Below are 21069 nucleotides of genomic sequence, written 5' to 3' on the forward strand. Positions count from 1 at the left end.
AACCTGCTTGAAAGGGTTTAGAGCGAGATTCATGCCACTTTGTTTAACTTTTAAAAATGCCTTATAAATCAACGACTGTTTTAATAAGACCCAAACAGTCGCTGTGCAGTGACGTCAGTTATTTGGCTGTTTGAACCAAGGTGCTGTGGTCGATCTGGTCAATCGAGGTGACGCCGGTCAAGGTCATGGCCACGCGCATCTCCTTGGCGAAGATATCCAGCAGGTTTTCCACTCCGGACTGGCCGGCGGCAGCCAGCGCGTAGACAGTCGAGCGCCCCAGCAAGCAGCCCTTGGCGCCCAGGGCGAGCATGCGCACCACGTCGAGCCCGGAGCGAATGCCGGAGTCCACCAGCACTGTGAGGTCATCGCCCACGGCTTCGGCAATCGGCGGCAAGGCTTTGGCGGTCGACAACACGCCGTCGAGCTGGCGCCCGCCGTGGTTGGAGACCACGATGCCGTCGGCGCCGAAACTCACCGCGTCCTTGGCGTCCTGGGGGTCGAGGATGCCCTTGATGATCATCGGGCCTTTCCAGAACTCACGGATCCACTCCAGGTCTTTCCAACTGATCGATGGGTCAAAATTATTCGCCAGCCAGCCGATGTAGTCTTCCAGGTGGGTGGGCTTGCCGAGGTACCTGGAGATATTGCCCAGGTCGTGTGGGCGGCCCATCAAGCCCACATCAAAGGCCCATTGCGGCTTGCACACGGCCTGCAGCATCCGGCGCTGCGCCGCGTACGGCCCCGACATGCCCGAATGCGCATCACGGTAACGCGCGCCGGGTGTGGGCATATCGACGGTAAACACCAGCGTGGTAACCCCTGCGGCCTGGGCGCGCTCCAGCGCATTGCGCATAAAGCCGCGGTCCTTGAGCACGTAGAGCTGGAACCAGATCGACTGCGGGCTTTGCGACGCCACCTCTTCAATTGGGCACACCGACACCGTCGACAGGCAGAACGGGATGCCCTTGTTGGCCGCCGCCTTGGCCGCTTGCACCTCACCACGTCGCGCGTACATGCCGGTCAGGCCCACGGGGCTGAGAATCACCGGCATGGCCAGCTCCTGGCCGAACAGCGTGGTCTTGAGGCTCAGGTTGTCGACATTGCGCAGGATGCGCTGGCGCAGGCTGATCTCGGCCAGGTCCGAACTGTTGGCGCGCAGGGTGTGCTCGGCGTAGGCGCCGCCGTCGATGTAATCGAACAGAAAGCGCGGCAGCTTGCGTTTGGCGGCTGCACGGTAGTCGGAGGCGGACGAGATGATCATGAACGGGTTCTCCACAGAGCTGGGTCGCACCACCATAAGCAAAAAGCTGGCATGATAAAAACAACTTTTATTACTAATACCCAGTCGTTATAGGAATACCGATGAACCTGAGAACCGTGCGGGCCTTTGTCGAAGTGGTGCGCCAGGGCGGTTTCTCCCAGGCAGCGGAGGTGGTGGCCCTGACCCAATCCACCGTGAGCAAGGCGGTCAAGACCCTCGAAGACGAGCTCGGCACGCCGCTGCTCAACCGCCTGGGCCATCGCAACGAGCTGACGGCCGCCGGCGAAATCGCCTACCGCCGCGCCCTGGTGTTGCTCGCCGAGCACAACGACCTGGTGGCCGAGATCAACGACCTGCGCGGCCTCAAGCGCGGCGTGCTGCGCATCGGCCTGCCGCCGGTGGGCTGCGGCGTGCTGTTTGCCGCGATGTTTGCGGCATACCGCAGCCGCTACCCGGAGATCGAAATCGAACTCACCGAATACGGCAGCAAAAAACTGCGCGAATGCCTGGAAGCCGGGGAGGTCGACCTCGCCGCGCTGCTGTTGCCGGTAGACGAAGCCTTCGACTACCAGCCGGTGCGCAATGAACCGCTGATGGCAGTACTGCCCATCAGCCACCCACTGGCCAAGCGCAAACGCATCGACTTCACCGACCTGGCCGATTCACCGTTCATTTTGTTCGAAGCCGGCTTCGCCCTGAACGCCAAGATACTCGCCGCCTGTGAACGCAAAGGCGTCACGCCACGAGTGACCGCGCGCAGCGGGCAGATCGATTTTATCGTTGACCTGGTCTCAGCCGGGCTGGGCGTCGCCTTCCTGCCGCGCATGCTCGCACTCAAACATCAACACGCAGGCATCGCCTTGATTGCGTTGGACGAACCCCACACCGACTGGCACATCGCCCTGGCATGGCGGGCCAGCGCGCACCTGCCGCCGGCGGCGCGTGCATGGCTGGAACTGGCCAAGGAAATGGCCAACTCGGGCTAACGGGTTGCGACCGCTATTTGCAGGAATTCATCCCAATGCACCTCGGTGCTTGACTTCTTCTTTTTAATCAGTAACATACGGCGCATTCCGCGATAGCTCAGTTGGTAGAGCAAATGACTGTTAATCATTGGGTCCCTGGTTCGAGTCCAGGTCGTGGAGCCAGATAGAGAAAAAGCCTGCAGAGATGCGGGCTTTTTTTTGCCCTGGATTTGTCTCCTTGGCGCCTAAGCGCGCAGCGTGGTCTAAATGAAGCCGACTCTGATCTTTCGATTCAGAGGCAAGCTCCATGAAATTCACAATTAACCAAGTGCAACAGGATTTCAGGCGCCTTGGTATAGAGGTACATCGCTCTCAGTTGCGGTATTTTGAAATCAGATCAGCAATATTTTCTGTAGTACTTTCACAAAAGGTGATTTTTGTTTTTCCATCACGGTGAACTATATTAGCAAGCGCAGAAGCGTCAGCGGTTTTTGTGAGCCCTTTTGCAATGGCGCCACTATTCAAGCTGATAACTAACCTTATTCTTCTTAGTTCAAGCGGTTCGGCAAAACTTTCTGCGAGCACATCGTGGGGAACGATTCCGGAAAAACGAGGGTCAATCATACCTTGACGGTCATAGTTCGCGAACATGCGTTCGATTAATACGCCGTCGACCTGACTAACAGAAATTTCAAGTGCTCCTTTGAATATGCTTTCAAAGGGGATTTCTATTTTTTCGCTGCAAAATGTCAGAACAGATAAAATTGCTTGCTGGCCTTTGAAGATTGAAGTTTTGGGGTGGCGCGGCTGAATAGGTTCATACAGGTGCAAGCGCGTTATATAGAGTCTGTCATTCTCCATGTATAAATTTAAATCTAATCTGGACGGCATCGCTCGAATGCCATCTTCTTTGACTTTATACCACTCATAAAACCCACCAAACCGGTCATAGATCGGGGTGTTGGGGTTTGTACCATGGTTTTCGCCCGACGCAAAATAAAGCATGGTTGAACAGAGCGATTCCGCTAGTTCCTCCGTTGGCGATATTTTGTCCCAAGTCCATTGCGTCATGTTTGAATGCCGTTCATCCTCTGCAGCTAGCATGCCTGATAGTTTTTTAGTTCCAGAGCCAGCGAAATAGCACGTTCCAAAGTTAGAAGTTTCAAGCATTTTTTCTGAGTTGTGGACAAAGGGTCTGCGTATTCCACTTTCGTCCGTCAAAATGCCGAGCATGTGGAATTTTCCTGCTGTCGCACCCATGTCGGATAACACGCGTTCGATAAGCCCGGCCTCTACGCGGGCGTTTGGATTATAACCATGGGTGCTGTTTATTGCGTCGGAGAGGTGTTTCCAGAACTCAAAGGCAGCGGTGCAGTCTCCTGCAAAAGCAAGTAGACCGCCGTTGTTAGGCAGCATGATTGTTTTTCTACCCATTCGCACAATGTGCCATGGACCTTTCGGTCCCTCCCAGTCAGTTCGTATTAGACCCAGTGAAGGTAACCAGACTTTTTTTTCTTTCCTAGGGTCTTCACCGTCCGCACTTATCAAGCAGTCGGCTATTAAGTGAGGGTCAGTTTCGAGGTTGATAATAGCAATAACAGTCATTCTGGTTCCTTGTTGAAAAGAGGCGATATCTATGGCTTTGCGCGAAATGGTTTTTCAGAGTGTTCGCTGATCATCGCTAACTGTAATTAATGCGCCGATAAATTGGACGAGGTTTTGTCACCTAGGGCTGAGCGTATCTGTGCGCGTTTGCTGCGTCGAGGCTCACAAATGGTTACGCATTTTTGGCTATTCAGATTTCCTGAAAGTGGGCGATAAGTGATGCTCAGTGTTCACGCTCCAGCCCTCTATACAATCCACCCTTTCAACCCATAAGATGAGAAGCATTATCATTAATGCGGATCTGAAATGCAGCACGACAGCACTACCTCGCCCGTCGCCCAGCTGTACGCCAATCACCACAGCTGGCTCCGAGGCTGGTTGCATCGGCGGCTGGGGCATACGGCCGATGCCGAAGACCTCGCACATGACACCTTTATCCGCGTGCTGCGCTCCCAGGATGACGTGCGTGAATTACGCCAGCCCATGGCGTTTCTGGCCACCATCGCCAATGGCTTGCTGATCAACCGTTGGCGTCGCCAAGCCATCGAGCGGGCTTATCTGGAAGCACTGGCGGCGCGGCCGGTGGCCGTGGAGCCTTCGCCGGAAGAGCGGCACCTGATGATCGAAACCCTGTTGCAGCTGGATTCGCTGCTGGTCGGTTTGTCGGCGCGGGTGCGGCAGATTTTCTTCTTGTCGCAGCTCGATGGCCTGACCTATCCGCAAATCGCCAAACAGTTAAGCCTGACGGTGGCCCAGGTGCAGCGCGCCATGGGTAAGGCGTTCAGTGTCTGCTATGCGAGCCGGTTTGAATGAGCAGTGTGGCGGTTGACCCGCAGGTGCGCGACAGTGCCATCGATTGGCTGGTGCGCTTACAGTCCGGCTTGATGAATGCCGGCGACCATCAGGCTTTGCAGCAATGGCGCCAGGCCAACCCCGCGCATGAGTACGCCTGGCAACGGGTCAGCAGCTTGCCGCTGTTGTTGCAACCAGGCGCCAATGTGTTGGCCGACGTCACCGCACGCCGGGCATTGCAGGCGGCCGGGACCGATCCTCAACGCCGTCGTCAGGTGCTCAAGTGCCTGTTGGCGCTGGGGCTGCTCGGCGGCGTTGCCTGGCAAGGTGCGGACTCCACGCGGGTACGCGCAGCGCTGGCGAGTTACCGCACCCGCACTGGCGAACGCCGACACTGGACCCTGGCGGACGGCAGTTCGCTGTGGCTCAACACCGCGAGTGCGGTCAACCTGGACGTGAGCGCAGGCCAACGCAGTGTGCAGTTGGTCGAGGGCGAGCTGGCACTCGATACGCCAGCGGGGTCTGCCTCGTTGCAACTGCAAACCCCGAACGCGCTGCTTTATAGCCAGGGCGCCAACCTGTTGGTGCGCCATGATCGTCAGGGCACCTTGGTGACTGTCTTGCGCGGGCGGGTGCAGGTGAGTGCGCGGCATCAACCGACGCCCGTGCCGTTGCAGGCTGGCTGGCAGATAAACGTTGAAGACTACGCGATAGGGCGCTCAAGCCCGGTTGACTTGTTGCTGGCCCAGGCCTGGATGCACGGCATCCTGCCCGCTGAACGCATGCGCCTGGATCAGTTGCTGGCCGAACTCTCGCGCTATCGCCCAGGCTTGCTGCGTTGCAGTGAGGCGGTGGCGGCGCTGCGCATCACCGGCAGTTTCCAGTTGGACGACACCGATGCCGCCCTGGCCCTGGTGGCCAAAACCTTGCCGGTGCGCATCGAGCGAAGAAGCCGTTATTGGGTGACGGTGGTGCCCGCGTAAAGTTTTTTTTCGCCGACGCGATAGTTTTTTCGATCTGGCTTGGCCTTTAGGTATTACCCACCGGCACAGGTGGTTTTCGATCCCTAGGAGCCTTGCATGATTTCTCCCGTTAGTGTCTTGCGTCGTCATACGTTCAGCTTGTTGTTTCTCGGCCTGCAACCGTTGTGCGGTGAGCTGGTGTTGGCCGCCGGTGAACGCCCGTTCAGCATCAGCGCCGGGCCGCTGGACCAGGTGCTGTCGCGCTTTGGTGCCGAAGCCGGGATCAGCATGGCGGGCAGTTCGCTGCTTACGGCAGGCAGGAAAAGCCAGGGCCTGCAGGGCGAATTCAACACGGAGAACGGCCTGGCCCAGGTGCTCTCGGGCACCGGCCTGGACTATCAGCGCCAGGCCGATGGCGGCTATGTGTTGCGCCTGCGCCAGGAGGCCGTGCAACTGCCGACGCAAAAAGTGACGGGCGAAAATCTTGACGAAGAGGAGGTCTACCGCGCGCCGCGTTCGTCGGTGTATATCTCTGGCGAAGACATGCAACGTTTTGGCGCGGTGTCGGTGGGTGATGTGCTCAAGGGCCAGCCCGGCGTGCAGGTTGGCGACAGCCGCAATGGCGGCGGGCTGGATGTGAACATTCGTGGCATCCAGGGCCAGAGCCGCGTGGCGGTCACGGTGGACGGCTCGCAGCAGGCGCTGGATGTGTATCGCGGCTATGCCGGTACTCAGCAGCGCAGTTACATCGACCCGGATTTGATCAGCGACATCACCATCGACAAAGGCCCCAGCCTGACCTCCAGCGCCATTGGCGGCACGGTAAAAATGCGCACCCTGGGCGTTGGCGACATCCTCAAGGACGGCCAGAACATCGGCCTGCGCCTCAAGGGCGATTTTTGGAACAACGGCGTCGCCCCGGCTTCCCGCGACCCGCACTCCAAAACCCAGGACCTGTATGCCGAGCCGCACCAGAGCCGCGGCGGGCTGATCGGCTCGCAGGCCGAAGCCGGCAGTGCCGCGTTTGCCTACACCCATGAATTTTTCGACGTGGTGGCGGCCTACGCCAAGCGCAACCAGGGCAATTATTTTGCCGGTAAAAAGGGCCAGGACCGCTACCGCACCTACGACCGTTGGGGCGATGAAGAAACCAGCGTCGCCACCACCTACAACGCCGGCGAAGAAGTGCTCAACTCTTCGGCGAAGACTGAGTCGTTCCTGCTCAAGACCACCCTGCGCCCGGCGGACGGGCATACCTTCGACCTCGGCTATCGCCGTTATGACGGGCGCATTGGCGAGATCATGCCGTCGGATATCTTCCGTTTCGGCACCGGCGGCATCTATCAGTACCCGCTGGGCCATACCAGGATCGACACCTACACCGCTCGCTACAACTACCTGCCCTCGGGCAACCCGCTGGTGGACCTGACCGCCGACCTGTGGATGACCGACGCCCAAACCAGCCAGCTCACCTCGGTGGCCGCACCTGCGTCCCAGGCTTATCGCTCCGACCGCGCCTGGAGCCGCCAGGCCAACCAGCGCATCGGCGGCGGGCTGGCCAATACCTCACGCTGGGCGACCGACTACGGCGATCTGAAGCTCGACCTCGGCAGCTCGTTCCAGCTCGAAGAACTGCGCCCGCAAAAAGGCGTGGTCACCACCCAGCACGATATCAACGCCAACCGCATGCTGCGCGAAGGCTCGCGGCAGGAGTACAGCTTCAATGGCAAACTCGAATACAAACCGGTGGACCGCCTGACCTTATGGGGTGGCGGCCGTTATTCCCACTATCGCAGCAAAGACCACATTGCCAGGTCCACCGCACGGCGCGAGGAGCGTGACCTGCGCTACCTGCGCGTCTACAACGGTAACAACTCCGGCAACATGATGTGGTTCCCGGACCAGAACGGCGAATACACCAACGCCACCGATCCGCGCCTGAACAACGGCATCGTGTTCCAGAACACCAACTTCCCTTTCGAGGGCGTGCGCTACAACGACTTTGGCGTGATCGATTCGACGGTTTACCCGTCCCAGGTCGGTGACGTGGTGAGCGGCTATGACTATTCCGGCAAGGCCAGCAACAGCGGCGGGGCATTTTCGCCGGCGCTGGGTATCAATATCGAAGTGCTGCCGGACACCTTCGTGTATGCCTCCTACACCCAGGGGTTTCGCATGCCCTCGTTGTTTGAAACCAGCCAGGGCGTGCTGCAAACCCTGCCCGGCAATGGCTTGAAACCCGAGCGCTCAAGCAACTGGGAGGTCGGCGCCAGCACGTTGCGCAAAGGGCTGTTGGTCGAGGATGACGCGGCGGCGATCAAGCTCGCTTACTTCAACAACACCATCAAGAACTACATCACCCGCTACTACGACCCAAGCCCAGGCTCGTGGGGCCAGATGCGTTTCAGCAACACCGACAGCTACAAGACCAGCGGCCTGGAACTGCAAGCCCGCTACGATGCCGGGCGCGTGTTCGCCGACCTGTCGTCCACGTACTACCTGAAAACCGAAACCTGCGATGCGGCCTTCGCCGCCACACTGCGCACTACCAGCAACAGCTACCAGAAAACCGCCGACACCCCGAACTGCACACCGGGCAGCTTCATGGGTTCCTACACCAACACCCAGAACCCGCCCCGGCTTGCGGGCAACCTGACCACCGGCCTGCGCTTCTTTGACCAAAGCCTCACGCTCGGCACACGTATTACCTACACCAGCGGCCCCACCGTCACCGCCGACAAACCTTGGCAGACCGGCGCCACCACGCCGCAACTGAACTACCGCGAAGTGGCACTGGTGGATCTGTTCCTCAACTATAAGTTGCAGGAGGACGCGAGCCTGAATGTTTCGCTGCAGAACGTCACCGACCGCTACTACCTCGACCCGCTGGCGCAAAGCTTCATGCCCGCGCCAGGGCGTACAGTGCGGGTGGGCGTGCAGGCGAAGTTTTAGGTGCGATGCAACGCCCATCAGTCAAGGACGAACACCTTCACTGTGGCGAGCAGGACAATCCTGATCGCCACAGGATGAACGAAGGGTGCTTACACACGTGTGGGAAGGTCCTTGGCATCCACCTGTAAAGCCGGTTTGGCCTCACGCTGCTCCCACTTGGCAATCACCAACGGCGCCAACGCATTGCCCAACACATTCAGCGCGGTGGTCGGCATCTCCATCAAGCGATAAACCCCCGCGATAATCGCCACGCCTTCCAACGGCAGCCCCGCGCTGCCCAAGGTGGCGGAGAGAATCACAAACATAAACCCCGGCACACCCGCAGCCCCTTTGGAGGTCACCACCATGGTCACCACCAGCAAGGCCTGGTCGGACAGGCTCAGGTCGATGCCATACAACTGCGCCACAAACAATGTGCCGATGCCGAGGAACAGCGAGGCGCCGTCGAGGTTGAACGAGTAACCCACCGGCACCACAAAGCTCACCAGCGACGGCGGCACGCCATAGGTTTCGAGCTTCTTCATCAACTGCGGCATCACCGCCGCCGAGCTGGCGGTGGAGAACGCCAGCACCAGTTCATCCTTGATATGCCGCATCAAGGCAAACAGGTTGATCCCGCACAACCGCGCGATCAGGTTGAGCACCACCAGCACGAAAAACACGATGGACACATAGCTGACCATGATCAGCTTCGCCAACGGCAGCAGCGCGCCGAAACCGAAGTTGGCCACGGTGACGGCGATCATGCCGAACACGCCGATGGGCGCGTAGGCCATGATCATCGAGGTCAGTTTGAACATGCCATCCGAAACCCCGCGCATCAGCGCAATCACCGGGTCTTTGCGTTCGGCGGGCAAGCGCGACACCGCAAGGCCGAACATCACGGCAAAAAACAGCACCGACAACAGGCTGCCCTGGGCCATGGCGTTGATCACGTTGTCGGGGATGATGCCGACAATGATCTGCCCCAGGCTGTGGCCGCCGCCACCGCTGGTAGGCAGGGTGATGGTTGCTGCATGCAGGCTGGCCAATTCAGTGCCGGCGCCGGGTTTGAGCAGGTTGCCCAACACCAGCCCGACGATGATCGCCAGGGTGGTGATGCAGAAAAAATAGCTCAGGGCTTTGACCCCGATACGGCCCAGGGCCTTGCCGTCGCCGTGCCCGGCAATGCCCACCACCATGCAAGAGAACACGATAGGCACGACGATCATCTTCATCAGCTTGATAAAAATGTCACCTGCCGGTTGCAGAATATTGTCCACCAGCCACGGCCGGGATTCGGGAAAGCGGTGCAACAGGGCACCAATGGCGATACCGGCGAGCAAGCCGATCATGATTTGCCAGACCAGCGCGATGCGGGGCGTGTGCATGGGAATGCCTCATTTGCGATCAATGATTTTTAAGTTGTTGTTCTAGGCAGTCAAAACAGCGGCCATCCATTGGCCGCCGGGTGCAGCGTTGGGTTCAGCGCAGGTCGTGGCACGCGTCCTGGAGGCGACGGCAACCTTCTTCGATAACGTCTGGCGCGCTTGCGAAGGACAGGCGTACATACGGCGACATGCCGTACGCCGCGCCGCTGACCGTGGCCAGGCCGTAATCGCGCAGCAAGTACTCCACCAATTGAGTGTCGCTCTCCAGGGTTTCCCCGTGTGGCGTGAGCTTGCCCATCAGCCCGCTGACATTGGCGAACACATAGAACGCGCCGTCCGGCGGGGTTACGCTTACGCCTGGAATGCCCGCCAAGCGGTCCAACATCAGTGCGCGGCGGCGCACGTATTCCTCGCGCATGGCAGTGATGGGTGCCTGCTCACCGGCAAAGGCCGCCACCGCAGCGGCCTGGCTCAAGGAGCTGGGGCAGGTGGTGGTTTGCGACAGCAACTTGCCGATGGCCGCGATCAACCACGCCGGCCCTGCGCCAAACCCCAAGCGCCAGCCGGTCATCGCGTAGCCTTTGGACGCGCCGTTGATGATCAGGGTGCGCGGCTTCAGGTCCGGCGCCAGGCGCGTCAGCGGCACGTGGCGGGCATCGCCATACACAAAGTGCTCGTAGATCTCATCGGCCATCACCAGCACATGCGGATGCGCGCGCAACACCTCGGCCAACGCCAGCAGTTCGGCTTCGCTGTACACCGCGCCGCTGGGGTTGTTGGGGCTGTTGAGAATCACCCATTTGGTGCGCGGGGTGATCGCCAGTTCCAGCGCCTCGGGCGACAATTTGAAACCCTGGTTTTCATCGCCGGGAATGATCACCGGTGTGGCGTCATTGAGCCGTGCCATGTCCGGGTAGGACACCCAATACGGCGTGTGCACGATGACCTCATCGCCACGGTTCAGCGTGGCGGCCAGCGCGTGATAAATGATGTGCTTGCCACCGCAGCCGGCGACCACTTCGTCCAGGCCATAGGCCAGGTCGTTGTCGCGTGCAAGTTTCAGGCAAATGGCCTGGCGCAGCGCAAGGGTGCCGGTGGTGGCGGTGTAATGGGTGTCGCCGCTCTCCATCGCCAGGCGGGCGGCGTGGAGAATATGCGCCGGGGTGTCGAAGTCCGGCTCGCCCACGGTGAAGTTGACGATATCGCGGCCCTGGGCACGCAGTTCGGTCACCAATGCATTGGCGGCCACACTCGGCGACGGCGCAATGCCGAGCACGCGCTCGGAAAGAAAGGCTGTGCTCATGTTCAATCCGCCAGGCCGGCGTTCGCCAGCACTTTGTCGATCCAGCTCTGGCGCACCGCACCCGTGGCGATTTCGGCCTTGACCGCTTCTTCATGCTCGGCATGTTGCCCGGCGCGGCGCAGCACTTCGGCTGCGTCAGCCTGGGAAAACGCCACCAGCCCGTCTTCATCACCCACCAGCAAGTCGCCGGGGTTGATCAGCATGCCGCCGATGGACACCGGCACATTCACCTCGCCAGGCCCGGTTTTGTACGGCCCAGTGTGCACCACGGCGCGGGCGTAGCAGGGGGTGTCGTCGAAGCTGGCGACATCGCGAATCGCGCCGTCGATCACAAACCCGACGCAGCCGCGTTGCTGGGCGTAGAGTTTGACCAGCTCACCGATCACCGCGTTATTGGTATCGCCCTGGCCGTCAACCACCAGCACGTGGCCGGGCTGCATCATGCTCATGGCCTTGTAGATCAGCAGGTTGTCGCCGGGCCGGGTCTTGACCGTGATCGCCGTGCCCACCAGCTTGCCGCTGCGGTTATAACGCGTCAGCCCACGGGCGCCGATGTGGCGGCCGAGGTTGTCGCTGATATGCGGCGTGACCACGTTGGCAAAGGCTTCGACCAACTCGGCCGAGGCCATCGGGGCGTTGGGAAGGATGCGTGAACCGGGCAAGGACATGGCAAATCTCCAGAGTCGTCAGATAGCGAAGGGCTATGGCCGGATCTTAGGAGTGATAAACGGACAGTTTTAGCGATATTTTATAATGTGATAGCATCGATTTTTCTCATGAGTTAGCCGCCATGATCACCTTCAAGCAAATCGACGCGCTGTACTGGATCGCTGAACTGGGCAGTTTCGAAGCGGCGGCCAACAAGCTGAATATGTCTCAGTCGGCGATCTCCAAGCGCATCCAGGAGCTGGAAGACACCTTTGATGTGGAGATTTTCGACCGCAGCAAACGCAATGCGCGGCTGACCGAAAAGGGTGGCGAACTGCTCGACTATGCCCGCGACCTGCTCAAAGGCCGCGACCAACTGCTCGAACGTGTCAGCGCCCGTGAAGTGCTGGTGCGCAGGTTTCGCCTCGGCGTCACCGAGTTGACCGCGCTGACTTGGTTACCGGCACTGGTCGAAGCCTTGCGCCAGGCTTACCCCAAGGTACAGATCGAGCCTTCGGTGGAGCTGAGCAGCGAGCTGTTCCGCAAGCTCGAAAGCGACCAACTGGACCTGGTGATCGTGCCCGACGTCTTCAGCGACCCGCGCTTTCACAGCACCGCGCTGCAAAGCGTGGAAAACGCCTGGATCTGCGCGCCCAGCCTGATCCCCGATGCCGACCCGGTGAGCCTTGAGACCCTGGCCAACTACACCGTGCTCACCCAGGGCGCGCAGTCGGGCACCGGGTTGATCTACGAGCGTTGGCTGGCCGCGCACAACGTGCAAATGCCGCGCACGCTGTCGAGCCACAACCTGTTGGTGCAAGTAGGGTTGGCGTTGTCCGGGATTGGCGTGAGTTACCTGCCCAGGGCGTGCTTGTCACACTTGATCGAACAAGGCGCGCTGCGGGCGCTGGTCACCGAGCCCGAATTGCCGCGCATCCAGTACGTAGCGTTGCACCGGGTGGACCGGCAGTTTGGCTTAAACCAGGACGTGGCGCAGATGGCGCAACACTGCTGCGATTTTTCGCGGTTACTGCTCTAGCGTATCCATTGTGGCGAGGGAGCTTGCTCCCGCTGGGCCGCGAAGCGGCCCCATTCTTAAAGGGTGGGACTGCTGCGCAGTCCAGCGGGAGCAAGCTCCCTCGCCACAGAAGGCTATTGCTCTAGCGCCGAACTTGATGATCGTTCCCACGCGGAGCGTGGGAACGATCAATGCCTGGGAGCGGGTCAGCGAGCGCGCCCGCCGCATAGGCTTTTTGGCACACTCGCCGGTTTGAACATAGCCCAATTGTGTATTGCTTGATCGTAGAAGGTTGCCGTAAGTTCGCCTGCCGTCATCAGGAGCAACATTGGCATGAGCCGCTTACCTTCTCACTATAAATCCCGGCAACGCAGTCATTGGGAGCTGCTGCAAATCAAGGTGGGTGTGGCCGCGAGCCTTGTTTCAGTCGTGGCCCTGTTGTGTGTGGCGGGTTGGACGGTCTGGGTGACTTACTACGTAAAGCAAGACTCGCAAATGAGTGCACTGCTGCTTAAAGAGATGCAGATCAAAACTGAGTTGAGTGCCCATGTGGGCGCGACATTGAAGACTCAACTGATGCCTGCCGAGGGCGGCGCCAGTCTGCTGGAAGTGGGTGTCACACTGTCCAACAGCGGTAATGATATTGCACGGCTGAATCTGGACCGGCGTGTTTTGTCGATCGTAAAGGTTCAGCGCTTTGACGCGGGCCTGCCGGTGTATGGGCCTGCCTGGGATGTGGCAGAGGCGCGGTATGACGGTATGAGCTCGACCTTGCTGGTATTTCCCTTTCTGGATATCGGGCCTTCCGAAACCTATGAGCTCAAGTACATCGTCAAGCTTGATGAGCCAGGCGTGTACCTGGTCCGCTTTCTTTCGCGGATGAAAGGCGATCATATAGAGCGGCACAAACTTAAAATGAATACACCCTCCATCATTGAATATTCAACCGGGGCAGATGCATTTGTCACCGTGCCCTGAGAGCGAGTGATCTTTGGCGTTTCTCGCCCGGCACGCTGTATTAAAGGGCAAGAGGCTGGTAAGTATGACGTCGGATAGTGAGCTGAGCCGATGTAATCAATCATGAAACGCCATTTCGAAGATTTGCAGCTGGGCAGCATCGAGCTGTTCTGCCTCGCCGCCGAAGCCGGCAGCTTTACCGCTGCCGCGCAGGCCGCAGGCGTTACCCCGGCCGCCGTCAGCCGCAGTATTTCGCGCCTGGAAGAACGTCTGGGTTCGCGCTTGTTTGTGCGCACCACCCGCAGCATTCGCCTCACCGACAGCGGCCGCACATTTTTCGAGCAATGCCGCCAGGCGCTGACGCAACTGGTGGAGGCCCAGCAAGAAGTGATGGGCGCGCAGGCGGTGTCGTCCGGGCGCTTGCGCATTAGCGTGCCAACCACTTATGCGCATCACCGCTTGCTGCCGCTGCTGCCCAGGTTTCGTGCGCAGTACCCGCAAGTGACCGTGGACATCCACATCAGCAACCGCAATATCGACTTCGTTGCCGAAGGCTATGACTTGGCCATTCGCGTGCGCGCCCAGCCGGATTCGTCGCTGATCGCGCGGCTGCTGGAAGATGCCGAGTTGGTGGTTGTCGCCGCACCGGCCTATTTGCAGCGCGCCGGTACGCCGCAGATGCTGGAGGATCTGCCCGCGCATGAGTGCATTCAGTTTGAGTTGCCCAGCAATGGCCGGCGCATTTCGTGGTTGTTCCAGGTGCAGGGCCAGGCGCATGAGTTCGCCGGGGAGGCGGGTTACAGCATTGCCCATGACGTGCTGGGCGGCGTAACCCTGGCCAAACACGGCGCGGGGTTGTTTCAAACCTACAAGTTTATCGTTGAGCGTGAGTTGGCCGACGGCAGCCTGGTTGAAGTGTTGAAGCCGTTTGGCGGGCGCTCGCGGCCCTTCACCCTGCTGTATCCCCATGGGCGCTATGTGCCGCATCGGGTGCGGGCGTTTGTGGACTTTTTGCTGGCGTGTCGGGACGAATGGGCGACGCGGTAGCGGCGGTAATGTCCCATGTCAGCAGGAGTTGGCTGATCGCCGCGTCGATAGCCGCATGCGGCACGTTATCGCGCGCCAGGATCGAAACGCCCTGCAAGAAACTGTCAAACACCGTCGCCATCGACGCCGCGTGCGTGCTGTCCGGCAATTGCCCAAGACCTATCCCGCGCTCGACGCAGGCCACAATGCCCGCACGGGTGCGCACGCGCGATTGCGTGAGGGCATCCGCGACCCGCGCATTCTCCGGGCTGGGTGCGCTCATCACGCCCAGCGCCACCATGCAGCCCTTGGGGTGCCCGTCTTCACACTGCATGCGTGCTGACTGGCGCAGCGCGGTTTCGATAGCCTTGCGTGGTGGCAAAGCTTCATCCCACAGGCACTCGGTGACCTGGGCGTAGGTGGCCAGATAACGCTGCACACACTCATCGAACAGCGCTTCTTTAGAGCCGAATGCGGCGTAAAAACTCGGCGCGGAGATCCCGCCACCCAACCCGGCCTTGAGCTGGGCGAGGGAGGTGGCGTCGTAACCGTGCTGCCAGAACAGGTGCATGGCCTGTTCTACGGCCTGGTCTCGGTCGAAATTACGCGGGCGGCCCATTTGTGCCATGTGGGGAATCCTCTGGGTAAGCGAGATAAATACTAGTCGATACATAAGTCATTGACAACGAGGTCGGTGCGCACGCAACATTTGTATCGATCAGTATTTAAGTCTTCCCAAGGAGTTTGCCGTGACACCCTCACTCAGCCTATCCGCGTCATCCGAGCGCCTGCCTATCGGCGCCTTGCTTGCACTGGCCATGACCGGCTTCATCTGCATCGTCACCGAAACCTTGCCCGCCGGGCTGCTTGCGTTGATCAGTGAAGGCCTGGCGATTTCGCCGTCGATGGCCGGGCAGATGGTCACGGCCTACGCGCTGGGTTCGGTGCTGGCGGTGATCCCCATGACCATTGCCACCCGTGGCTGGCGGCGGCGCAATGTGTTGCTGCTGACCATCGTCGGCTTTCTGCTGTTTAACTCCATCACCGCGCTGTCGTCCCATTACGGCGTGACGCTGGTGGCGCGGTTCTTTGCCGGCGTGGCGGCAGGGCTGGCCTGGAGCCTGCTGGCCGGTTATGCCCGGCGCATGGTTGCGCCGCATCAACAGGGCCGCGCGCTGGCACTGGCCATGGTCGGTACGCCGATTGCGCTGTCGCTGGGCGTGCCATTGGGCACCTGGCTGGGTGGGCTGGCGGGCTGGCGCACGGCGTTTGGCTTGATGTCGGCGCTGACGCTGCTGTTGATTGTCTGGGTGCTGGTGAAAGTCCCGGACTATCCGCCGCAGCCCGCGCACCAGCGCCTGTCGCTGGGCCAAGTGCTGACCACGCCCGGCGTGCGGCCGGTGCTGGCGGTGGTGATCAGTTGGATGCTGGCGCACAACATTCTGTACACCTACATTGCCCCGTTTGTGGCGCATGCAGGCTTGGGTGAGCGTGTGGATCTAGTCTTGCTGGTGTTCGGCATTGCCGCGCTGCTGGGGATCTGGTTGACGGCCAGGCTGGTCGAGCCGCTGTTGCGCAAGACCGTGCTGGCAAGCCTTATGACGTTTGCAGCGGTAACCCTGGTGTTCGGCTTTTTGGGCAGCGTGCCGCAGGTGATTTACCTCGGCGTGGCCGTGTGGGGTTTGAGCTTTGGTGGTGCCGCGACACTGCTGCAAACCGCGTTGGCCGATGCCGCCGGAGTGGGCGCCGATGTGGCGCTGTCGCTGAACGTGGTGGCGTGGAACAGCGCCATTGCGGCCAGCGGCGTAGTCGGTGGCGTACTGCTGCAGACATGGGGCGCCGCCTCATTTCCATGGGCAATGGCGCTGTTGCTGCTGGTGGCGTTGGTGATTGCCTGCACGGCGCATGCCCATGGCTTCAAACCGGGACGGCGGTCGGCCGATGGGCCTGCGGTGGCAGGGCACTAGGCGTTAAGCGAGCTTCACGTTCATGGTGATGCGGGCGGTGAACACCTTGATGTCGCCCGCATCGAAAATATCTACCGGCACGATCTTGTCGCCGGCGGTTTGCCAGTCAACCGCGCTGCCATCAGCCACGGCGCGGATATTTGATTTCGCCTTGGCCAGGTATTCCACGGTCATGCCTTTGGGAATCCAGCGCGCGCCGGCCGGAATCGATACATCGGTCATGGTGCCGCCCGCCAGTTCGGCCGCGTTGCACAGCGCGATGGCGTGCACGGAGGCCAGGTGGTTGGTGATTTCCTTGCAAAACGGCACGTTGACCACCGCGCGGTTGGGGCTCAGTTCGACGAATTCTGGGGTGATGGTGCTGAAATAGGGCGCCATCTGGCAGACCATTTTGCTGAAAGCGGCGGGGCCGGCGCTGTTGAACATGCTGAGTACTTGGCTCATTGGGTATTCCTTTTTTTGGTTGCGGAATAAAATTCCGTAACAGAACAATATTCTGTAAATTCCATTCGCGTCAACCCACGCTTTCTCTGGCGGTCGATGAACCTATAAACTGTTTTTATTTGGCGCCTCATCCATGCACTCCATCGACCTCATCGAGCGTACCTTCCCCGGCAGGCGCAGCGACCTCAAGCGCAGCATCCTGCGTGAAGCGCTGGCGTGCTTTAACGAGGCGGGGATCGAGGCGACCAATATCGAAACCATTCGCGTACGTTGCGACACCAGCGTGGGCGCCATCTACCATCATTTCGGCAGTAAAGAGGGGCTGGTGGCCGCATTGTTTTTTGCCGCCCTTGAAGACCAGGCCACCTCGCGCGAGCGTTATTTGCAGGACGCGCAAACTGCGCAGGCTGGCGTTGTGGCGCTGGTGTACAGCTACGTTGAGTGGGTGCATGCACAGCCGGAGTGGGCGCGGTTCGTGTTCCAAAGCCGCTTTGCGGTGTCCAACGGCCCGTTCAAGGACGAGCTGGTTGCGCGCAATAAACGGCGTAACCATCAGTTAAAAGACTGGATGAATGCAGAAGGGCGCAAAGAGCATTTCAGTCAGTTGCCCGCCGAGCTCATTCCTTCGCTGATCATCGGCGCGGCCGAAAGCTATTCGCGGGCCTGGCTGTCAGCCAAGGTCAAAAAAAGCCCCTGGGAGTATCGCGAGTTGCTGGCTCAGGCAGCCTGGAATTCGATCAGTCAGGCGTCGCACTAAAGTTTAAAGTGAGGGTCCATTAGGCTCCTCACTTTAAGATATAAAACATGCACTTACGCATTATTGCAGTCGGCCTGTCGGCGCTTGCTCTGCTCTCGCCCGGCGCACAGGCCCGTGGCCTGCTGGACCTGATCAAACCACCCGCCCATGAACACACTTCGCGCGCAAGCTCCATCAGCCAAAGCGCAGCCCTCGGTCTCTATTCCAGTCAAGAACGACGGCTCTCCTTCGACGGCTGCGCGGACCTGTTTCCTGGCGCCACGCCGATCAACACCGCCACCGTACCCGCCTCGATGAAACCCATGGCGCTGTGTTCGGATCACTTTGCGGTGCTCTACTCGCAAACCAGCAAGACGCCTTTGGTGGTGGTCGAGCGTTTGAACGCCGCACAGTTGAAAGACGCCAAGGGTGAAGAGCGCACCAACCAGTTCTATCCCGACCCGCGCATCCCCAAAGGCGCCCGCGCCGAGTTGAGCGACTACCGCAGCCAGCACCCGGCGGTGGACCGCGGCCATCAATCCCCGGCTGCCGATGCGCCGAGCGCAAATGCCATGGCGCAGTCCTTCGCCTTGTCGAACATGGTGCCGCAAGACCCCACCAACAACCGCAAGATCTGGAGCAAGGTAGAGGCCGACGTGCGCAAGTTCGCCGTGCGTGCCGGCGGCAATGTGTTTGTGTTCACCGGCCCGTTGTTTGATGCCGGCTACAGCACCATCGGCGACAACAAGGTGTGGGTGCCGACGCGCCTGTTCAAGCTGGTGTACGACGCCTCGTCCAAGCGCGCCTGGGCCTATGTGCTGCCCAACGCCGAAACCCGTATCCAGAAGCCTATGGACTACGACACCTTTGTGAAAAGCACCGGGCTCAAGTTGCTGGGCAATTTGCCGGTTACGGGGTCGGTGGGTCGCACGTAATCACTGTTGGCCGATCCAACTGCCGCTTGATCGTGTAGAGCGCCACGCCGACCGCCAGAATCCCCGATACGGCGCCGACCACCAGCGCCCAACGTGGGCCCAGGTGATCGGCCACCCAGCCGACGATGGGCGCGCCAATCGGCGTGCCGCCCAAGGCAACCGCGACGCGCAGGGCGATTACGCGGCCACGCATCGCGGGCTCGGTGGTCAGTTGCATCAGGCTGTTGGTGGTGTTGCTGAACGTCATGGCGCCGACGCCGATGACCACCAGCGCAATCGCGAACATCCAGTAATTGGGTGCCAATGCCGCGAGGATGCAGCCAAACCCGAACACCGCCGCGCCGGTCAGCAGTGACTTGAACTGCGGGCGTTCACTGCCGGCGGCAATCAGCGCGCCGGCGATGGTGCCAATCGCCAGGGTCGAGGTCAGCAGGCCATAGCCGCGTGCATCGGCATGGAACACGCTGACCGCCATGGTCGAGATAAAAATCGGGAAGTTCATGCCGAAAGTGCCGATCAGAAACAGCATCAGCAAAATCGCCTTGAGGTCCGGCCGCGCCCACACATAGCGCATGCCCTCGGTGAGGCTGCCTTTGGTGCGCAATGCTCGCACCTTGCTGTTCTGGCCCGAGACCCGCAGGAAAAACAGCGACGCCAGCACCGCAAAAAAGCTTGAGCCATTGAGCAGGAACGCCCAACCGGTGCCGACCGAAGCGATGGTCACGCCGGCCACCGCCGGGCCGATCATGCGCGCCATATTGAACGAGGTGGAGTTCAGCGCGATGGCATTCGATAAGTCTTTCTCGCCCACCAGTTCGGCCACAAAAATCTGCCGCACCGGCGCATCGAAGGCCGAGGCGCAGCCGGATAAAAACGCGAACACATACACATGCCACAACTGCACAAAGCCGGTGATGGTGAACACGCCCAGCGTCAGCGCCAGCAGGCCCATCACCGCCTGGGTGAAGATCAGCAGCTTGCGTTGGTCATAATGGTCGGCGGCGAAACCGGTCCACGGCAGCAATAGCAACTGCGGGCCGAATTGCAGCGCCATGACGATGCCTACCGCGGCGGCATTGTGCGGCGTGAGTTGGGTGAGCACCAGCCAGTCCTGCGCCGTACGCTGCATCCAGGTGCCGATATTCGATACCAGCGCGCCAGCGGCCCAGATGCGGTAGTTGGGGCTGCGCAGCGAGCGGAATGTGCCGAGAAAACTCATGGGCTTTTCTGTGTCCTCGGTTGCTGATTAATTTCGCAGATCATCCGAGCCAATTCGCGGGCAACACGTGAGCGCCAATCGGATCAATGAAGGGGCAACCGATAATGCCGTATGCAGGTCCTGGATGATCGGGGCGGTGTTTGTGTCCAGCGAGGTGACAGCCATGCGAGGTCCTCAAACAGCTCATTCAAAAATCGGCGAGACGCTCCAGCAGTATCACCGCAGCGGCGAGTTCGTGTTGTTCCTGGGGCGACAATTGCTCTTGCAGCGCGCGCAGCAGCCAGTCGTCTTTGGCGGCGCGGCTTTCGGTCAGGTACTGGCGGAAGGCGGGTGTCAGCTCGATCAGCGTCTGCCGGCCGTCCGTAGGGTCCGGCTGGCCGCTGATGGCCTGCAGGGCTTCCAGCCCGGCCACGGTGATTCGCATCGACTGCGGCTTTACGCTTTCGGCCCGCGCGAGGGCGGACACAGTGGCCGGCCCGTCACGGTCCAGGCGCAGCAGCACGGATTTCTGTGCGGATGTCAGGTCGTTGGCGTGCGTTTGCTCGCGCAAGCGGCGGATCAGCTTGCCCAGGGAGATGCGCAGCTCAGCGGCCAACGTGGCAGTGGATTCAGTCATGCCTTGACGGTAGCAGTCGCGAAGGAAAACTGTACAGTTTTGCTGTATTAAATTTTTTTCATAAAAGGTTGGAGCGTTTGCCACAACGGATTTCAGATCAAGATCAAAAGCGCAGATCAAAAGACCGCTGACTTCGTCATCGAAAAGGATGTAAGGGCCAGAGCAACAGCCAAAGCAACAGCTGAGCCATACTCGGTCAACTGTGGGAGCGGGCTTGCTCGCGAATGCGGTGGGTCAGTCAATTTATCTGTCACTGATACACCGCATTCGCGAGCAAGCCCGCTCCCACATTT

19 protein-coding genes and 1 tRNA gene are annotated in these 21069 nt (G+C 60.1%); 11 read left to right on the forward strand and 9 right to left on the reverse strand.

Features of this window, described 5'->3' with window-relative positions; translation table 11 throughout:
* Positions 1–118: 118 nt before the first annotated feature.
* Entirely contained in the window at positions 119–1261 is a 1143-nt protein-coding gene (lldD, locus tag ACTD9P_RS10930; RefSeq protein ID WP_438867727.1) for an FMN-dependent L-lactate dehydrogenase LldD, read from the reverse strand.
* A 101-nt stretch (positions 1262–1362) separates the two neighbouring features.
* Here lldD and ACTD9P_RS10935 point away from each other — a divergent pair, with 101 nt between their 5' ends.
* Together ACTD9P_RS10935 and ACTD9P_RS10940 are read left to right on the forward strand one after the other, a co-directional pair.
* On the forward strand, positions 1363–2247 hold the full coding sequence (locus ACTD9P_RS10935) for a LysR family transcriptional regulator (RefSeq protein WP_438867728.1): 885 nt from the start codon (positions 1363–1365) through the stop codon (positions 2245–2247).
* An 86-nt stretch (positions 2248–2333) separates the two neighbouring features.
* A tRNA-Asn gene (locus tag ACTD9P_RS10940) sits at positions 2334–2409 on the forward strand.
* Between the two features lie 189 nt (positions 2410–2598).
* On the opposite strand, the gene ACTD9P_RS10945 is transcribed toward ACTD9P_RS10940, so the two are convergent.
* On the reverse strand, positions 2599–3831 hold the full coding sequence (locus tag ACTD9P_RS10945) for a hypothetical protein (RefSeq protein ID WP_438867729.1): 1233 nt from the start codon (positions 3829–3831) through the stop codon (positions 2599–2601).
* A gap of 306 nt (positions 3832–4137) precedes the next feature.
* Here ACTD9P_RS10945 and ACTD9P_RS10950 point away from each other — a divergent pair, with 306 nt between their 5' ends.
* The 3 genes from ACTD9P_RS10950 to ACTD9P_RS10960 all read left to right on the forward strand — a co-directional run bounded on the left by ACTD9P_RS10950 (position 4138) and on the right by ACTD9P_RS10960 (position 8537).
* Positions 4138–4644 (forward strand): sigma-70 family RNA polymerase sigma factor, encoded by a 507-nt coding sequence (locus ACTD9P_RS10950; RefSeq protein ID WP_438867730.1) that lies wholly within the window; start codon positions 4138–4140, stop codon positions 4642–4644.
* Positions 4641–5606, forward strand: a complete 966-nt coding sequence (locus ACTD9P_RS10955) for a FecR domain-containing protein (RefSeq protein WP_438867731.1) — start codon at positions 4641–4643, stop codon at positions 5604–5606. The genes ACTD9P_RS10950 and ACTD9P_RS10955 overlap by 4 nt, the downstream gene beginning before the upstream one ends.
* Positions 5607–5702: 96 nt before the next feature.
* Complete coding sequence (locus ACTD9P_RS10960) at positions 5703–8537, forward strand: TonB-dependent receptor (protein WP_438867732.1); 2835 nt, start codon at positions 5703–5705, stop codon at positions 8535–8537.
* An 89-nt stretch (positions 8538–8626) separates the two neighbouring features.
* Here the strand turns inward: ACTD9P_RS10960 and ACTD9P_RS10965 are convergent, their stop codons facing one another.
* From ACTD9P_RS10965 to ACTD9P_RS10975, 3 genes are all read right to left on the reverse strand, one after another.
* The gene (locus tag ACTD9P_RS10965) at positions 8627–9907 is read right to left on the reverse strand and encodes a cation:dicarboxylate symporter family transporter (protein ID WP_438867733.1); all 1281 of its coding nucleotides are present in this window, start codon (positions 9905–9907) and stop codon (positions 8627–8629) included.
* 94 nt (positions 9908–10001) lie between these two features.
* Complete coding sequence (locus tag ACTD9P_RS10970; RefSeq protein ID WP_438867734.1) at positions 10002–11210, reverse strand: pyridoxal phosphate-dependent aminotransferase; 1209 nt, start codon at positions 11208–11210, stop codon at positions 10002–10004.
* A 2-nt stretch (positions 11211–11212) separates the two neighbouring features.
* Positions 11213–11878 carry an RraA family protein gene (locus tag ACTD9P_RS10975; protein WP_438867735.1) on the reverse strand — a complete coding sequence of 222 codons (666 nt, stop codon included), beginning with the start codon at positions 11876–11878 and terminating at the stop codon, positions 11213–11215.
* A 122-nt stretch (positions 11879–12000) separates the two neighbouring features.
* Between ACTD9P_RS10975 and ACTD9P_RS10980 the strand changes: the two genes are divergently transcribed.
* From ACTD9P_RS10980 to ACTD9P_RS10990, 3 genes are all read left to right on the forward strand, one after another.
* Entirely contained in the window at positions 12001–12897 is an 897-nt protein-coding gene (locus tag ACTD9P_RS10980) for a LysR family transcriptional regulator (RefSeq protein ID WP_438867736.1), read from the forward strand.
* Positions 12898–13209: 312 nt separating this feature from the next.
* Positions 13210–13854 (forward strand): hypothetical protein, encoded by a 645-nt coding sequence (locus ACTD9P_RS10985; protein ID WP_438867737.1) that lies wholly within the window; start codon positions 13210–13212, stop codon positions 13852–13854.
* 102 nt (positions 13855–13956) lie between these two features.
* The gene (locus ACTD9P_RS10990; RefSeq protein WP_438867738.1) at positions 13957–14880 is read left to right on the forward strand and encodes a LysR family transcriptional regulator; all 924 of its coding nucleotides are present in this window, start codon (positions 13957–13959) and stop codon (positions 14878–14880) included.
* Here the strand turns inward: ACTD9P_RS10990 and ACTD9P_RS10995 are convergent.
* On the reverse strand, positions 14783–15487 hold the full coding sequence (locus ACTD9P_RS10995; protein WP_438867739.1) for a TetR/AcrR family transcriptional regulator: 705 nt from the start codon (positions 15485–15487) through the stop codon (positions 14783–14785). The genes ACTD9P_RS10990 and ACTD9P_RS10995 overlap by 98 nt on opposite strands.
* 121 nt (positions 15488–15608) lie before the next feature.
* On the opposite strand from ACTD9P_RS10995, the gene ACTD9P_RS11000 reads away from it, so the two are divergent.
* Positions 15609–16826: an MFS transporter gene (locus tag ACTD9P_RS11000; protein ID WP_438867741.1), complete on the forward strand. Its 1218-nt coding sequence runs from the start codon at positions 15609–15611 to the stop codon at positions 16824–16826.
* Positions 16827–16829: 3 nt separating this feature from the next.
* Here ACTD9P_RS11000 and ACTD9P_RS11005 read toward each other — a convergent pair whose 3' ends face one another.
* On the reverse strand, positions 16830–17270 hold the full coding sequence (locus ACTD9P_RS11005; protein WP_438867742.1) for a hotdog fold domain-containing protein: 441 nt from the start codon (positions 17268–17270) through the stop codon (positions 16830–16832).
* Positions 17271–17403: 133 nt separating this feature from the next.
* Between ACTD9P_RS11005 and ACTD9P_RS11010 the strand changes: the two genes are divergently transcribed.
* Positions 17404–18027 (forward strand): TetR/AcrR family transcriptional regulator, encoded by a 624-nt coding sequence (locus ACTD9P_RS11010; protein ID WP_438867743.1) that lies wholly within the window; start codon positions 17404–17406, stop codon positions 18025–18027.
* Between the two features lie 47 nt (positions 18028–18074).
* Positions 18075–18941 (forward strand): DNA/RNA non-specific endonuclease, encoded by an 867-nt coding sequence (locus tag ACTD9P_RS11015; RefSeq protein ID WP_438867744.1) that lies wholly within the window; start codon positions 18075–18077, stop codon positions 18939–18941.
* Here the strand turns inward: ACTD9P_RS11015 and ACTD9P_RS11020 are convergent.
* Together ACTD9P_RS11020 and ACTD9P_RS11025 are read right to left on the reverse strand one after the other, a co-directional pair.
* Entirely contained in the window at positions 18916–20160 is a 1245-nt protein-coding gene (locus ACTD9P_RS11020) for an MFS transporter (protein ID WP_438867745.1), read from the reverse strand. The genes ACTD9P_RS11015 and ACTD9P_RS11020 overlap by 26 nt on opposite strands.
* Positions 20161–20347: 187 nt before the next feature.
* On the reverse strand, positions 20348–20776 hold the full coding sequence (locus ACTD9P_RS11025; RefSeq protein ID WP_438867747.1) for a MarR family winged helix-turn-helix transcriptional regulator: 429 nt from the start codon (positions 20774–20776) through the stop codon (positions 20348–20350).
* Positions 20777–21069: the final 293 nt, after the last annotated feature.

Origin of the sequence: Pseudomonas onubensis, assembly GCF_965653655.1 — a bacterium.
GTDB lineage: Bacteria > Pseudomonadota > Gammaproteobacteria > Pseudomonadales > Pseudomonadaceae > Aquipseudomonas.